The organism is Kitasatospora sp. NPDC004240, from assembly GCF_053603215.1.
Genome location: NZ_JBSGFD010000196.1, coordinates 1 through 14,836 on the forward strand (window position 1 = coordinate 1; position 14,836 = coordinate 14,836).

Consider the following 14,836-nt stretch of genomic DNA (forward strand, 5'->3'; position numbering starts at 1 on the left):
GCACCTCCGCCTGGACGGCCGCCGGCCACGGCGTCGACCGCCCGGCGGACGCGCCGGCCCGGGCGCCCTGGGCGATGGACCGGCAGGTCCGGCTGGCGGCGGGCGGCCTGGTGCTCGCCGGGCTGCTCGTGGACCTCGTGCTGCCCGGCGCCCGCTGGTTCTCGGCGGCCGTCGGCGCCGGCCTGGTCTACTCGGCGCTCTCCAACACCTGCGCGATGGGCGCGGTGCTCGGCCGCCTCCCGCACAACCGGCCGCGCCGCCCGTACGACCTGGACGCGACCCTCACCACCCTGGCGGCCCGGCGTTCCTGAAGCGCCCGTACGACGCGTGGCTCCGAAGGCCCGGAGGCCGGGGGAGCCGCGTGTCGTCGCGATGCGGATCACCGGACCGGCCCCGGGGTGTCGGTGGCACGGGGTAACCTCGCCGGGTTCCGTACGGAGGGGCTCGCGTGAACCCACAGCAGACGGGCTGGATCGCCACCGGCCTGCACTGGAAGCAGGGCCGGCCGCTGCTGGCGGCCGTCAACGGTCGCCGTACCCATGAGCGGGTCGTCGCGGCCGGCACGTCCGTGGCCTGGCGCCTGGGCGGGCCGCGCCGCTGTACGGGGGCCTGGCTGGTGGGTGCCACCGAGCGCACCCCGTGCCCGCACCACGCCGCGATCGACCCGGCCGGCGGGGCGGTGCAGTGCCCGGCCTGCCAGAGCGTGGACCGGGGGCTCGCCCTCGCCCGGGACCAGATCCTCGACGACGGCCGGACGTACCACCTCTACCTGGCGTGGTTCGGCGAGGGGATGCTGAAGGTCGGCCTGACCGCCGAGCAGCGCGGCGACAGCCGGCTCCTCGAACAGGGCGCCCTCGCCTACACCTTGGCCGCCCGGGGGCCGCTGCCGGCGGTCCGCCGGGCCGAACTGACCCTCTCCTCCTCGGGCCTCGCCCGTGAGCGCTTCAAGAGCCGGGCCAAGACGGAGGGGTGGTGGCGGCCACCGGTGGCCGGTGAGCACCGGGCGACGCTGACCGCCGCCCGGGAGCGGGCCCACCGGCTGCTCCACGAGCACCACGGACTCGACCTGCCGGCGGCCCACCCGGTGGTCGAGCACCTCGAGTTGTTCGGACTGACCCGGGGCGCCCCGGAGAGCTACCAGGAGATCACGGAGCTGGCGGAGGGCGCCGTCATCGCCGGCACCCTCCGGGCGCCGATCGGCCGGCACCTCCTGCTCGACCACCCCGGGCAGCCCGAGCCGCTGCTGCTCGACACCCGCCGGCTCACCGGCTGGACGCTGACGGCGGCCGCCGGCGAGGTGGCCCCGGCGGGGCTGGGACTGGTGCCGCGCCGCCGTCCGGCCGAACCGGACGTCCAGGGCGAGCTCTTCTGAGCCGACCCGGCCCCGTCCGGACGTCCTTGCCCCGGGCGTCCGGCGGTGCCCCGCTCAGGCGAGCTTGGTGCGCATGCCGCCCGGCCCGGAGCGGGCCCGCCGGGAGACCGGGGGCCGGGAGGGGCGGACGTCGGGGCGGCTCTGCTCCTCGGGCGGCGGGGTGAGCGAGGCGCGGGCGGCCGCCAGGGCGATCCGGGCGAGCAGCGGGTCCTCGGTGCGGCCGGCGGCGCGCTGGTCGGCCTGGCAGCGGGAGCACCAGAGCGGGGAGGCGGGGCCGTCGGGGTAACGCATGGTCTCGGGCGGCATGTAGTGGGTGCCGCACCCGGTGCACTCGAAGATCATCCTCATCCCACTACCACCGTTCCCGACCCGTGGCACTGACTGCACGGCGACCAGTAACTCCGTGCCCTGGGCACCTGATTCCCGGTCTCGTCGAACTCGACCGTGGTTTCGGTCTTCTGGGTGCCCCCGGCGCCGCCGCATCCGTAGCAGGACTTTACCTCTGGCATAGGCAGTTCACGCAACCCTCCGTAACGCGACCACCACGGTAGCGCGATTCGGACGGTCGCGGGCCCCGCTCGGCCGAGCCGGACGGCAGGTCGTCCCGGGCGGCGTCGAGGCCGCCCCGGGACCGGCCGCGCGGGGCCCGGCGGATCAGAGCAGCGCCTCGTACGCCCTCGCCTGTTCGGCGGTGAGCAGGTGGGAGAGCCGGACGACCACGGGGCCCTTGCGGAGGATGTGATCGGGGATCATCAGAGTGCCCATCGCCTGCTGGGACTTGTCGATGTACTCGGCCCAGCCCTGGGCGTCCTCGGCGGTGGCGAACACCTCGACCGTGCCGCCGTAGACGAGCGAGTCGCGCCGGCCCTTGGTGGCGTCGGCGGTGGCCTTGTCCAGGCCGCTGACCCGGGTGTCGTCGAAGGCGGTCTTGCTGATGTACTGCCGCGGTTTGCCGAGCTTGCCGTTGGGGTCGCTGGTGGCGTCGTAGACGACGGTCAGCTTCACCGGCAGGCCCGCGGCGGTGAGCTTCTTGGTGACGGCGGCCGCGTCGACGGCCGGCGCCGGGGGTCGGGCGGTGGTGCCGGTCGCCGCCGCGGGGGCGTTCGCCGGGATGGTCGCCGGGGGTGGTGTCGCGACCGCCGTGGGCGGTGTGGTGGTGCTCCCGCACGAGGTGAGGGCGAGGAGCAGCCCGGTGGACAGGGGGAGAGTGAGGGTGCTGATACGCATCGTCTTCCCTGGGGACTGGCGTGATCGTGGTGGGGAGACGGTATAGGCCCGCACAGGCGGTGTGTTCGGAGGTTGCCGAGTTGTGATCAGGTGGTGTCGGATTTCCGAACAAACCTGATCGATGCACGTCAACGGCCCGGTCCGGCAACGGAGTTGCGGACCGGGCCGTCGATGGTGACGCCCGCCGGGAGCCTCTTCGGGCACCCTCGAACCAGAGGCTCCGGGTCGGCCGGCGGCACTCGCGCGGTGCGCGGCCCGGGCCCGGTCGGAAGCGTTCAGAGCGTTCCGGCGCTTCCTGGGGCTTGTCGGACAAGCCCTACGGTTCGGCCGGCAGCGGCGAGTTGCCGATCAGCTCAGTACGACAGGTCCTTCTGCTCGGTGATCAGCCGGCCGGCGATGTGCAGGTTGCCGTCGGAGTCGAGGATCGCGATGATCTTCTTCGTGGAGCCGTGGTGGGTCGTGAAGTAGATCTTGTCCGCCTCCTGGGAGCTGGAGAAGTTCGTGTTCACCGACAGCTCGATGCTCACCGGCGAGCTGATGAGCACGTCCTTCTTGGGCGAGTTCGGGTAGACCTGGTTCGGCCGCAGCGAGATGCGGCCGTGGGTGTCGCCCTCGTTCCAGTCCGACGCGAGTCCGAGATCGATGTCAGCCATGAGGATTCCTCTCAAGTCCCGGCGGGCGCTTCGTTCGCGCGGGCTTCCGGTGTGCTCGGTTCCGTGCATGAAGCCCGGTAGTACGCGCCCACCCTCAGTGGAAAACCTTTCGTGGCCAGGTGATCCATAACTTCACCCGATCCATGCAGAAACCTACACAGCTCGATCACGCCGCTGACTCAATCTCCGAAAGCGACCGCTTCTACCTCAAGATGACATGCCGCCGATCGGAGATGCTCGGTTTCGGATCGAGACGGATCGAATGGCCAGGCGCCGCTACCCCGCAGCGCCCCCGCAGCGCCCCCGCCACGCCGCTACCCCGCCCCGCCACGCCGCGCCGCCGCTACCCCGCCCCGCCACGCCGCGCCGCCGCTACCCCGCCACGCCGCGCAGGAATTCGCGGTTCATCGCCGCGATCGACGGCAGCGGGATGCCCTTGGGGCAGGCGGTGGCGCACTCGCCGGTGTTGGTGCAGCCGCCGAAGCCCTCGGCGTCCATCGCGGCGACCATGTCCCGCACCCGCGAGCGGCGTTCCGGCGCGCCCTGCGGCAGGACGTTGAGGTGGACCACCTTGGCCGAGGTGAACAGCATGGCCGAGCCGTTGGGGCAGGCCGCCACGCAGGCGCCGCAGCCGATGCACTCGGCGTGCTCGAAGGCCGTGTCGGCGGCCTCCTTGGGGACGGGTGTGGCGTGGGCGTCGGGCGCGCTGCCGGTCGGCGCGGTGATGTAGCCGCCGGAGCCGATGATCCGGTCGAAGGCGGAGCGGTCGACGACCAGGTCCTTGACCACGGGGAAGGCGGCGGCGCGCCACGGCTCGATGTCGATGGTGTCGCCGTCGGCGAAGTGCCGCATGTGGAGCTGGCAGGTGGTGGTGCGTTCGGGGCCGTGGGCCTGGCCGTTGATGACCATGCCGCAGGCGCCGCAGATGCCCTCACGGCAGTCGTGGTCGAAGGCGACCGGGGTGTCGCCGCGGGTGATCAGCTCCTCGTTGAGGGTGTCGAGCATCTCCAGGAAGGACATGTCCGGGCTGATCCCGCTGACCCGGTAGGTGGTCATCGAGCCGGGTGCGTCCGGGCCCGCTTGGCGCCAGATGCGCAGGGTGAGGTTCACGCGTAGCTCCGCTGGGTGGGGTGGACGTGTTCGAAGGCGAGGTCTTCGCGGTGCAGGACGGGCGCCTCGCCGGTGCCGGTGAACTCCCAGGCGGCCGCGTAGGAGTACGCCTCGTCGCGGCGGGCGGCCTCGCCGTCCTCGGTCTGGCTCTCGGTGCGGAAGTGGCCGCCGCAGGACTCGGCGCGGTGCAGCGCGTCCAGGCACATCAGTTCGGCCAGTTCGAAGTAGTCGACCAGCCGGTTGGCCTTCTCCAGGGACTGGTTGAGCTCCGTGCCGGTCCCGGGCACCTTGATCCGGCGCCAGAACTCCTCGCGCAGCCGCGGGATCCGGGCGAGCGCCCGGCGCAGCCCGGCCTCGTCGCGGGCCATCCCGCACTCGTCCCAGAGGAGTTCGCCGAGCTCGCGGTGGAAGGAGTCGGGGGTGCGGTCGCCGTTCACGGCCAGGATGAGGTTCAGCCGGTCGGAGACCTCCGCCTCGGCGGCGGCGATCCCGGGGTGGTCCGCCGGTACCGCGTCGAGCGGGTTGCGGGCCAGGTAGTCGTTGAGGGTGGGCGGCAGCACGAAGTAGCCGTCCGCGAGGCCCTGCATCAGGGCGCTGGCGCCGAGCCGGTTGGCGCCGTGGTCGGAGAAGTTGGCCTCGCCGACCGCGAACAGGCCGGGGACAGTGGTCTGCAGGTCGTAGTCGACCCAGAGTCCGCCCATGGTGTAGTGGATCGCGGGGTAGATCCGCATCGGCACCCGGTAGGGGTCCTCGGCGGTGATCCGCTCGTACATCTCGAAGAGGTTGCCGTACTTGGCGGCGACCGCGTCGCGGCCCATCCGGCGGATGGCGTCGGCGAAGTCGAGGTAGACGCCCTGGCCGCCCGGGCCGACGCCGCGGCCCTCGTCGCAGACGTTCTTGGCGGCGCGCGAGGCGATGTCGCGGGGCACCAGGTTGCCGAAGGAGGGGTAGATCCGCTCCAGGTAGTAGTCGCGTTCGGCCTCGGGGATCTCCGCGGGCGGCCGGGTGTCGCCCGCGGCCTTCGGGACCCAGATCCGGCCGTCGTTGCGCAGCGACTCGCTCATCAGGGTGAGCTTGGACTGGTGGTCGCCGGAGCGGGGGATGCAGGTGGGGTGGATCTGGGTGAAGCACGGGTTGGCGAAGTACGCGCCGCGCCGGTGGGCCCGCCAGATCGCGGTGGCGTTGGAGTTCTTGGCGTTGGTGGAGAGGTAGAAGACGTTCCCGTAGCCGCCGGTGGCCAGCACCACGGCGTCCGCGGTGTACGTGGAGACCTCGCCGGTGACCAGGTCGCGGGCGACGATGCCGCGGGCGCGGCCGTCGACGACCAGCAGGTCGAGCATCTCGGTGCGCGGGTGCATCTCCACGGTGCCGGCCGCGATCTGCCGGGACAGCGCCTGGTAGGCGCCGAGCAGCAGCTGCTGGCCGGTCTGGCCGCGGGCGTAGAAGGTGCGGGAGACCTGGACGCCGCCGAAGGAGCGGGTGTCCAGCAGCCCGCCGTACTCGCGGGCGAAGGGGACGCCCTGGGCGACGCACTGGTCGATGATCTCCACCGAGACCTGGGCCAGGCGGTGCACGTTGGACTCGCGGGCGCGGAAGTCGCCGCCCTTGACCGTGTCGTAGAACAGCCGGCGGATCGAGTCGCCGTCGTTGCGGTAGTTCTTGGCCGCGTTGATGCCGCCCTGCGCGGCGATCGAGTGGGCGCGCCGCGGGGAGTCCTGGAAGCAGAACTGGACGACGTGGTAGCCCTGTTCGGCGAGGGTGGCGCCGGCCGCGCCGCCGGCCAGGCCGGTGCCGACCACGATCACGGTGTGCTTGCGCCGGTTGGCCGGGTTGACCAGCCGGGCCTCGAACCGCCGGCGGTCCCACCGCTGTTCGACGGGCCCGTCGGGCGCCCGGGTGTCGGCGATCGGCTCGCCCTCCCGGTAGGCGCTGTAGTCGGGGTCGGGGCGATCGGTGCGGGGGCGATCGGTGTCGGGGCGATCGGTGTCGGGGTACTCGGGGTCGTCGGTGTTCACTTCACCACTCCGGTCATCACGGCGACGGGGACGGACAGGAAGCCCACGGTCAGCAGCAGGGCCAGGCCGTTCGCGGTCAGCTTCAGCGCCCGGTCGCGGCGGGCGTTGTTGGCGCCGAGGGTCTGCGCGGCGCTCCAGAAGCCGTGCCGGACGTGCAGGCCGACGGCCAGCATCGCGACGATGTAGATCACGCAGCTGTACCAGGTGGAGAAGGAGGCCACGATGTTCTGGTACGGACGGCCGTGCTCGGCGTTGGGGTTCACGGTGAGGGTGGTGAGGTCGAGGATGTGCCAGACGATGAACAGCGCCAGGATCACCCCGCCCCAGCGCATGGTGCGGGTGGCGTAGCTCGCCCGCCGTCGCCGGTGGACGTACTTGCTCGGCCGGGCGGCCAGGTCGCGCCGGCTGAGCTGGTACGCGGCGACGCCGTGCAGGACGACGGCGGCGAGCAGGCCGACCCGGGCGATCCAGAGGAACCACTCGTGCCCCAGGAAGGGCTCGCCGAGGGTGCGCAGCCAGGCCGCGTAGCCGTTGAGGTCGCCCGGGCCGAGGAAGACCTTGAGGTTGCCGAGCATGTGCGCGACCAGGTAGAGCAGCATGACCAGTCCGCTGACGGCCATGACCGCCTTCTTGCCGACGGTCGACCGCCAGAGGGTCGCCAGAGTGGACGGGTGCCGGGCCGTCCGAGTCGCGGTTGTCATGGCGACAACGGTAGGAACGCTCCCGAGCCCGCGTCCAAGACATGATGCGGCTCGTGACGATAGGCGGGGCCTATGGAGCGCGCCTATCCTGGGTGGCGTGCAGCTCCAGCAACTCCGCTACTTCCTGGCGGTCGCCGAGACCCGCCACTTCACCCGCGCGGCCGAGTCGGCCCATGTCGCGCAGCCGTCACTCTCGCAACAGATCCGTTCACTGGAGCGGGAGTTGGGCGCGGAGCTGTTCCACCGAACCCGGGGCAACATCGCCCTCACGGATGCCGGCGAGGCACTGCTGCCACTGGCCCGGCGCATCCTCGCGGACACCGAGAGCGCCCGGCTGGCCGTCCAGGAGACCGTGCAGCTGCGCCGCGGCCGGGTACGGCTGGGCGCGCCGCCGAGCCTGTGCACCAGCCTGGTGCCGGACGTGCTGCGGGCGTTCCGGGACCGCTACCCGGGGGTGGCGCTGGTGGTGCGCGAGGGCGGCTCGCGCGACCTGGTCCGTTCGCTGACGGCGGGGGAGCTGGACCTGGCGCTGGTGATCACCCCGCCCGGCGGGGAGGCGTTCCCGGCGCTGGCGGTGACCGAGCTGCTGCACGAGGAACTGGTGCTGGTGTCCGCCGGGGCGGGCGGGCGCCGGCGGGTGCGGGTGGCCGAGTTGCGGGGACGGCCGCTGGTGATGTTCCGCGAGGGCTACGACCTGCGGGAGGCGACCATCGGGGCCTGCCGGGCGGCCGGGTTCGAGCCGGAGTTCGCGGTGGAGGGCGGCGAGATGGACGCGGTGCTCGGCTTCGTCCGGGCGGGGCTGGGGCCGGCGGTGCTGCCGGGCATGGTGGCGGCCCGCTCGGGGCTCGCGGTCACCCCGTTCGCGGGGCCGGGGCTGGGGCGGACCATCGCGGTGGCGCACGGCGACGAGCTGCCGCCGACCAGGGCCGCGGCGGCGCTCCGGGAGACCCTGCTGGCCCATCTGAGGGAGGGTGAACTGCCGCCGGGGACGCGGCTGTTGCTCGACTGACCGGGCGAGGCTGACCGGGCCGGGGCCGGGGCCGGGGCCGGGCCCGGGGCCGGGGTCGGGGTCGCTTCGGTGCGGGGGCGGGGCGGGGCCCGGGGCGGTCGCGCCCCGGGCCCGTCGTCCGCGTGCCGGGTGTCAGGCCGGCAGCACGGCCTCGATCGCGGCGACGACCTCGTCCGACTCCGGCTCGGTGCGCGGGCGGATGCGGGCGGTCACGGCGCCGTCCGGGGAGATCACGAACTTCTCGAAGTTCCAGGAGACGTCCCCGGCCTGGCCCTCGGCGTCGGCGGTCTCGGTGAGCCGGGCGTACAGCGGGTGGCGGTCCTCGCCGTTGACGTCCGTCTTCTCGAAGAGCGGGAAGCTGACGCCGTAGGTGGTGGAGCAGAAGGTCTGGATCTCCTCGGCGCTGCCCGGCTCCTGCCCGGCGAACTGGTTCGACGGGAAGCCCAGCACGGTGAAGCCGCGCCCGGCGTAGCGCTCCTGGAGGCGCTCCAGGCCCGCGTACTGGGGGGTCAGGCCGCACTTGGAGGCGACGTTGACGATCAGCAGGGCCTTGCCCTTGTGATCGGCGAGCGAGGCGGCCTCGCCGTTCAGGGTGCGCAGCGGGATGTCGTACAGGCTCACGTGGTCTCCTGGGTCGTCGCAGGGCCGTCGGGGACGGCGGGGTCGGGGGCTCGCGCGCAGTTTCGCACACGACTTGGCAGGGGCGTGCCGATGTCGGCCCCCGCGCCCCACAACCGCGCCGGGCGCGCGGGTGTTCCCGCAGCCGGACGGGCGCGCGTTCCGGTGGCGGGTGGGCGGGTGCCCTTGATGGTGGGCGATCGTTCGAACACGCCCGTCGGGGTGAACAGTTGGTGCGGTGTGCGAAGCATTCAAATCGTGATGATCCGATTTCCCGACTCGGGAACCCGGATTTCCCGGGCCGCGTCCATCGCAGCGATCGGTGTGCCGTAAGGTGCGTCGCCGCACACGTGAGCGGAGCGGAGCCACGTGTGCGGGAGACAGGGCAGGGCGGTGCCGTGCGGAGCGGTACCGGCGGTGCGGCACGGGCGGAGCAGTGCCGCCGGGCAGTGACACAACGGGGAGAGCGGTTCGCGATGGACGACCGGAAGCAGCAGCAGGGGGACACCACCCCGGAGATCGAGGACGAGCGCCCCTGGGAGCTCCCCGACTACCTCCACGAGCGGGAACTCGGCGCCGGCGCCAGCGGCCGGGTCGTCCTGGCCCGGCACCGGGCCACCGGCACACCCGTCGCGATCAAGTACCTGCACAGCTCCGTCGGCACCGCCGGCCTGCGCGAGGAGGCCGAGGTCCTCGCCGGCATCGACTCCCCGCACGTCACCCGGCTCTACGAGTACGTGGAGGGCGAGCGCGGCTCGGCCATCGTCATGGAGCTGGTCGACGGCGTCGCGCTGCGCACCCTGCTCAAGGAGGAGGGGGCCACCACGCCCGAGGCGGCGCTGGTCGTGCTGAAGGGTTCGCTGCTCGGCCTGGCCGCCGCCCACGCGGCCGGGGTGGTCCACCGCGACTACAAGCCCGGCAACGTGCTGGTCGACACCGCCGGCACCTCCAAGCTGGTCGACTTCGGCATCGCCGTACCCAGCGGCGACGGCGGCGACGTCTCCGGCACCCCCGCCTACATGGCCCCCGAGCAGTGGGCCGGGAAGCCCGCCTCGCCGACCGCCGACGTCTACGCCGCGACCGTCACCTTCTTCGAGTGCCTCACCGGAGCCCGCCCGTACGACGGTGCCACGCTCGCCGAACTCGCCGTCCAGCACACCGAGGCCCCCATCCCGGCCGAGCTGGCCCCCGACCCGGTCCGGCCGCTGATCCTGGCGGGCCTCGCCAAGGACCCCCAGGCCCGGCCCGACAGCGCGGCCGTCCTCGTCGAGGAACTGGAGGCCGTCGCCACGGCCGGCTACGGGTCCGACTGGGAGGAGAAGGGCCGGCGCGACCTGCTGGCGCTCCTCGCGCTGCTCGCCCTGCTGCTGCCCGGCGGCGGTGGCGCGGGCGACGGCGGCACCACGCTGGCCCACACCGCCGTGCCGGACCCCGGCGCCCCGGCGGACTCCGCCGGCCCGATGGCCACCGAGGCCTTCCCGGCCGCCGTCCCCGTCCGCTACACCGAGTCCCGCCCGGGCCCGCGCCTCGGCCGCCGGGGCAAGGTGCTCGCCGGCGTCGGCGCCGGCGTGGTGACCCTCGCGACGGTGGCCGGCATGGCCATGGCCGGCGCCGCCGACGGCGGAGCCCGTACGGTCCTCGGCGGGGCCTCCCCGACGGCCACCACCACCCTCGGCAGCGCCGGCCCCACGGACGGCACCTCCCCGACCGCGACCGGCGACCCCGGCACGCCCAGCCCGGGGGCCACCGGCACCGAGAGCCCGACCGCCTCGCCCTCGGCCTCCTCGGGCTCGCCGAGTACGCCGGGTGCGGCGACCCCGACCGGCAAGGGCCCCGTCCCGCCCGGGATGCCGCCGTCGGGCGGCGCCGCACCCACCACCGGGCTCCCGCCGGCGCCGCCGGTCACCGTCGCGCCGGTCGCGACGACCCCGGCCCCGACGACCCCTCCGCCGATACGGCCCACCATCATCTTCCCCCCGCTCGCCGTCACCTCGGCCACCGTGACCGGACTCTCCTGCAGTGGTCGCTGGAGCCTGACGGCGACGATCAGCGTCAAGACCACGGGCATCGGCGCGGGCACGCTCAGCGTCAGCTGGTTCCACAGCGGCCCGACCGGCGGCGCCGTGACCGTGGCCACCAGCTCCGTCCCGATCACGTCGAGCACGACGTCCGTGACGGTTTCGCACGACTTCGGTTCCGCGGACACCTTCCCGACCTGGGGCGCGAGCGTCACCACCGGCGCCGGCAAGTCGTCCAAGTCGGTCGCGGCCTACCTCTGCGACCCGCCGCGCTGACCCCGGCCCCACCCACCGTTCCACCACCCCGTACCGCGCACTGGAGAAGCCATGCCCACGCCCCGTCCCGACTCCGCCCCCGAACCGGGCGCCGACCAGACCGTCCGGCTCGGCCCCGGTGAGGCGGGCGCCGAGAAGACGGTGCGCCTCGGCGCGCCGGCGGGCGCGGGCACGGCGCCCGGCGCGGAGGAGCTGACCGTCCGGCTGACCGGGGAGCCGGGCGAGCCGACCACGCCCCTGGCGGCCACGGGGGTCGAGGAGACCGTACGGCTGGCTCCCGGGGAGATGGAGGAGACCGTGCGCCTCGCTCCCGGGGAGGCGGAGCAGACCGTGCGCCTGGCCCCGGGCACGGACGGCGCGGCGGGCGCGCAGACCGTCCGGCTGAGCACGCAGGTCCCGTTCCCGGCCGCCGCCGGTGCCGTCGTCGGTACCACCGCCGGCGCCGCCGGTCCCGATGCGGAGGCCACCGTCCGGCTGGACGGCGAGGAGCCCGCGGTCGCGACCTTCCTCGACCCGAGGGTCTGGGGCGGCGCCCCCGATCCGGCCGTGACGCTCCCGACCGCCACCACCACCGTGCCGACCATGGCCACCACCCTCCACGAGACCGGCCACGAGACCGGCCACGAGACCGGCCACGGGACGGGTGGCTCCGAGGCCGCCGCCCGGCGGGACGCCGCCCCGCAGGACGCGCCGCCGAAGGACGAGCCGCCGCTCGCGCCCGGCGAGCTGCGCCGTTTCGGCCCCGGCATCCCGCCGCAGGCCGCCGCCGTCTGGCACGGTGAGGCCGCCACCGAGGAGCCCGCCCCGCGCAAGCGCCGCCGCCGGTGGCTGGTGCCGGTGGCCGTGCTGCTGGCGATCCTGGCCTTCCTCTACTGGCGCTTCAGCGGCCCCGACCTGGCCGTCACCGGGGTCGGCGTGAGCACCGACCAGGCCGGCCCCGGCTGCAACGGGACGGCGGTGATCACGGCGGCCGTGGAGACCAACGGCGGCGCCGGCACCATCCGTTACCGCTGGCTGCGCAGCGACGGCACCACCTCGGGCGAGATCCTGCAGGACGTCCGCTCCGGCGCCCGCCGGACCGACCTGGTGCTGCGCTGGAGCTTCGAGGGCCACGGTTCGCTGCAGGCCACCGCCACCCTGGAGATCCTCTCCCCGGGCACCCGGACCGCCGCGACCTCGTTCGCCTACACCTGCGCCTGAGCCGCCCGGCACCTCCCCGTGAAGCGACGGCACCTCCTCGTGAGGCGCCGTCACGGCCCACCGCCCCCGGCGCATTCGGTGGCGGTGGCGGTGGTGACGGCGCGCGGCCGGAGCGGACGGCGTGGAACGCGCGACCCCCTCGCGCGCCCCTGTGTCCCCAACCGTTCCGACGGCCCGCCGCACGGCCCCCGGCCCGCCTGCCTGCGGGAACCTCCCGGGACCGTGTACGACCCGTCCGACCTGCCAGAACGTCCCCCTCCGGAGGCGGAACCCGGTGCCCGGGCGAGGCGTCCAACGCAGCGGCCGCCCACCTGCGGCGGCCGCTGGGGCAGCGCCTGACGAGGGGGTCCACGATGGCGCCGGACGAGCACGGCCACGAACGAGCACCCGCGTACCGACCCGAGGGCGGCCCCTGGCAGCTGCCCGACTACACCCACGTCCGCGAACTCGGCGCGGGGGCCAGCGGCCGCGTCGTCCTCGCGGTCCACGACGCCACCGGGACGCCGGTCGCGATCAAGTACCTGCACGAGCGCGCCGGCGACCACCCGAGCCTGCGCGAGGAGGCCGAGGTCCTGGCCCGGGTCGACTCGCCGCACGTCACCCGGCTCTACGAGTACGTCGAGTGGGGCCCGCACTCGGCCATCGTGATGGAACTCGTCGACGGCATCGCGCTGCGCGCCCTGCTGCGCGAGGAGGGCGCGACCACGCCCGAGGCGGCGCTGGTCGTGCTGAAGGGCTCGCTGCTCGGCCTGGCCGCCGCCCACGCGGCCGGGGTGGTCCACCGCGACTACAAGCCCGCCAACGTGCTGGTCGACGCCGAGGGCACCTCCAAACTGGTCGACTTCGGCATCGCCGTCCCGGCCGGCGACGACGGCGACATCTCCGGCACCCCGGCCTACCTCGCGCCGGAGATGTGGGCCGGGGAGCCGGCCTCGCCCGCCGGCGACGTCTACGCCGCGACGGTCACCTTCTTCGAGTGCCTGACCGGCGTGCGCCCCTTCCGCGGCACCACGCAGCTGGAGCTCGCCGTCCAGCACACCCAGGACCGCGTCCCGGACGAGCTCGCCCCGGAGCCCGTGCGGGAGCTCATCCGGTGCGGCCTGGCGAAGCGGCCCGAGGAACGTCCGGCGAGCGCGGCGGAGTTCGTGGCCCGCCTGGAGGCGGTCGCCGCGGCCGGGTACGGCGAGGGGTGGCAGGAGCGCGGCCTGAGCGACCTGAGCTCGACGGTCGCCCTGCTCGCGCTGCTCCTCCCGAGCCGTTCCCACGGCACCACCGACTCCGGCACCACCGCGTTCGCGCACACCACGCTCTCCCAGGGCGCGCCGTCCGCCGCCGCCGTCACCCGGAGCAGCCGGAGCCGGCCGGGGAGCGGACAGCGCCACCGCGCGCGGGTCAGCCGTCCGCTCTCCCGCCGGGCCCAGGTGATCGCCGGGCTGACCGTGGGCCTGCTCGGGGTCGGCACGCTCGCCGGCGTCGCCCTCGGAGGGGTCGGCGACACGTCCGACCGCACGGTGCTGGGCGACCCGATGCCGTACGCCACCACCAGCTTCGGCCTGCCCACGCCGGGACCCACGCCCACCGGCACCCGGACGTCCTCGCGCCCGCCGACCACCTCCGGGGCGCCCACCCCTCCACCCGGCCCGTCGCCCTCACCCTCACCGACGCACGAGCAGTCGAGCGGATCGCTCCCGCCCGACCCCACCACCTCCTCGGGCCGGCCGCCCACGACATCGACCAAGCGCCCCACGACCCCGCCGCCACCCCCACCGACGTCCGCCACCCGCCCGACGGCACCGCCGCCACCCCCGTCCCCGCCACCGACCACCCCGACCACGCCTCCTCCTCCGCCGACGACCTCGACGCCTCCGCCCACCCAGGTGGTCAGGCTGAACATCTCCGGGGTCCGCTGCTACGGCCTGTACGGGCTGGAGGGCGACGTCGGTGTGCTGACCTCCGGCAGGCCCGGTGCCACCCTCACCCTGATCTGGCGGCGCAACGCCGGCCGCGGCACCCCGAGCGTCGAGGTGGCCCGGGAGACCCGGACGCTCGCCTCCGGCTCCAACGCGCTCACCGTGCGCCACACCTTCAACCCCGAGGGCAACCAGTACTGGTGGGGGCTGGAGGTCACCACCACCCCGGCCGCCGGGAACCGGCTGGTCACCTACCGGGAGATCTACGGTCCCGACTGCTACGCGCCGGGCTGAGCCACCGTGCTGGCGCCGTACCGCCCGGCGCCGTACGACCCGACACCCCGACCACCCGGCCCGCCGTACCCCGCATCCCGGGAGACCTGATGCACCTGCCACGACCGGAGCCCGGCCCCGACGACGAGACCGTCCGCATCGGCGACGACGCCGGACGGCCCGTTCCGCCGCCGCCCTACCCGCCGCCGTACCCGGCGGCCCACGCGTACCCGCCGCCGTACCCGGGTGCGCACGCCTACCCGCCGCCCCACCCCGCCGGGAGGTTCGACGAGGACGACGCGGCGAGCGCCACCTTCCTCGACCCGACCGTCTGGTCCACCGGCGGGCCGGAGCACACCGTCCTCGCCCCGCGCGGCGCGGGCGGGCCGGCCGGACCTCCCGAGGACCGGCCCCGGGACGCCCCGCCGCCCGCCGACGCGCCCGGCGAGCTGCG

General features: G+C 74.5%; 13 protein-coding genes and 1 pseudogene. 7 read left to right on the forward strand and 7 right to left on the reverse strand.

Features of this window, described 5'->3' with window-relative positions; all coding sequences use genetic code 11:
• Together ACWEQL_RS34615 and ACWEQL_RS34620 are read left to right on the forward strand one after the other, a co-directional pair.
• Window positions 1-311 (forward strand): YgaP family membrane protein (locus tag ACWEQL_RS34615; protein WP_452154354.1); only part of this gene is annotated, 311 nt, incomplete at its 5' end.
• 137 nt (window positions 312-448) lie between these two features.
• Complete coding sequence (locus tag ACWEQL_RS34620; RefSeq protein WP_452154355.1) at window positions 449-1,372, forward strand: DUF2797 domain-containing protein; 924 nt, start codon at window positions 449-451, stop codon at window positions 1,370-1,372.
• 54 nt (window positions 1,373-1,426) lie between these two features.
• Here ACWEQL_RS34620 and ACWEQL_RS34625 read toward each other — a convergent pair whose 3' ends face one another.
• The 6 genes from ACWEQL_RS34625 to ACWEQL_RS34650 form a co-directional block, all read right to left on the reverse strand.
• Entirely contained in the window at window positions 1,427-1,720 is a 294-nt protein-coding gene (locus ACWEQL_RS34625; RefSeq protein ID WP_452154356.1) for a hypothetical protein, read from the reverse strand.
• 306 nt (window positions 1,721-2,026) lie between these two features.
• Window positions 2,027-2,599, reverse strand: a complete 573-nt coding sequence (locus ACWEQL_RS34630; protein WP_452154357.1) for a hypothetical protein — start codon at window positions 2,597-2,599, stop codon at window positions 2,027-2,029.
• 353 nt (window positions 2,600-2,952) lie between these two features.
• On the reverse strand, window positions 2,953-3,252 hold the full coding sequence (locus ACWEQL_RS34635; RefSeq protein ID WP_452154358.1) for a DUF6342 family protein: 300 nt from the start codon (window positions 3,250-3,252) through the stop codon (window positions 2,953-2,955).
• Between the two features lie 372 nt (window positions 3,253-3,624).
• Complete coding sequence (locus tag ACWEQL_RS34640) at window positions 3,625-4,362, reverse strand: succinate dehydrogenase/fumarate reductase iron-sulfur subunit (protein ID WP_452154359.1); 738 nt, start codon at window positions 4,360-4,362, stop codon at window positions 3,625-3,627.
• Window positions 4,359-6,269: a fumarate reductase/succinate dehydrogenase flavoprotein subunit gene (locus ACWEQL_RS34645; RefSeq protein ID WP_452154366.1), complete on the reverse strand. Its 1,911-nt coding sequence runs from the start codon at window positions 6,267-6,269 to the stop codon at window positions 4,359-4,361. Before ACWEQL_RS34645 ends, ACWEQL_RS34640 begins: the two co-directional genes overlap by 4 nt.
• 104 nt (window positions 6,270-6,373) lie before the next feature.
• Window positions 6,374-7,078, reverse strand: a complete 705-nt coding sequence (locus ACWEQL_RS34650) for a succinate dehydrogenase cytochrome b subunit (RefSeq protein ID WP_452154360.1) — start codon at window positions 7,076-7,078, stop codon at window positions 6,374-6,376.
• Window positions 7,079-7,175: 97 nt separating this feature from the next.
• Between ACWEQL_RS34650 and ACWEQL_RS34655 the strand changes: the two genes are divergently transcribed.
• Window positions 7,176-8,087: a LysR family transcriptional regulator gene (locus ACWEQL_RS34655; protein ID WP_452154361.1), complete on the forward strand. Its 912-nt coding sequence runs from the start codon at window positions 7,176-7,178 to the stop codon at window positions 8,085-8,087.
• A gap of 132 nt (window positions 8,088-8,219) precedes the next feature.
• On the opposite strand, the gene ACWEQL_RS34660 is transcribed toward ACWEQL_RS34655, so the two are convergent.
• Window positions 8,220-8,708 (reverse strand): glutathione peroxidase, encoded by a 489-nt coding sequence (locus tag ACWEQL_RS34660; protein WP_452154362.1) that lies wholly within the window; start codon window positions 8,706-8,708, stop codon window positions 8,220-8,222.
• A gap of 473 nt (window positions 8,709-9,181) precedes the next feature.
• Here ACWEQL_RS34660 and ACWEQL_RS34665 point away from each other — a divergent pair, with 473 nt between their 5' ends.
• From ACWEQL_RS34665 to ACWEQL_RS34680, 4 genes and pseudogenes are all read left to right on the forward strand, one after another.
• Window positions 9,182-10,999 (forward strand): protein kinase domain-containing protein, encoded by a 1,818-nt coding sequence (locus ACWEQL_RS34665; RefSeq protein ID WP_452154363.1) that lies wholly within the window; start codon window positions 9,182-9,184, stop codon window positions 10,997-10,999.
• Between the two features lie 51 nt (window positions 11,000-11,050).
• The gene (locus ACWEQL_RS34670; RefSeq protein ID WP_452154364.1) at window positions 11,051-12,199 is read left to right on the forward strand and encodes a hypothetical protein; all 1,149 of its coding nucleotides are present in this window, start codon (window positions 11,051-11,053) and stop codon (window positions 12,197-12,199) included.
• Between the two features lie 353 nt (window positions 12,200-12,552).
• Entirely contained in the window at window positions 12,553-14,403 is a 1,851-nt protein-coding gene (locus ACWEQL_RS34675) for a serine/threonine-protein kinase (RefSeq protein WP_452154365.1), read from the forward strand.
• 89 nt (window positions 14,404-14,492) lie between these two features.
• A pseudogene (locus tag ACWEQL_RS34680) lies at window positions 14,493-14,836 on the forward strand (hypothetical protein); the annotation flags it as partial.

What these genes read in the sequence shown, in the direction of transcription:
- ACWEQL_RS34670 (WP_452154364.1), top strand. Translation starts at nt 11,051, where the DNA reads ATGCCCACGCCCCGTCCCGACTCCGCCCCCGAACCGGGCGCCGACCAG.
- ACWEQL_RS34665 (WP_452154363.1), top strand. Translation starts at nt 9,182, where the DNA reads ATGGACGACCGGAAGCAGCAGCAGGGGGACACCACCCCGGAGATCGAG.
- ACWEQL_RS34625 (WP_452154356.1), bottom strand. Translation starts at nt 1,720, where the DNA reads ATGAGGATGATCTTCGAGTGCACCGGGTGCGGCACCCACTACATGCCG.
- ACWEQL_RS34635 (WP_452154358.1), bottom strand. Translation starts at nt 3,252, where the DNA reads ATGGCTGACATCGATCTCGGACTCGCGTCGGACTGGAACGAGGGCGAC.
- ACWEQL_RS34675 (WP_452154365.1), top strand. Translation starts at nt 12,553, where the DNA reads ATGGCGCCGGACGAGCACGGCCACGAACGAGCACCCGCGTACCGACCC.
- ACWEQL_RS34650 (WP_452154360.1), bottom strand. Translation starts at nt 7,078, where the DNA reads ATGACAACCGCGACTCGGACGGCCCGGCACCCGTCCACTCTGGCGACC.
- ACWEQL_RS34630 (WP_452154357.1), bottom strand. Translation starts at nt 2,599, where the DNA reads ATGCGTATCAGCACCCTCACTCTCCCCCTGTCCACCGGGCTGCTCCTC.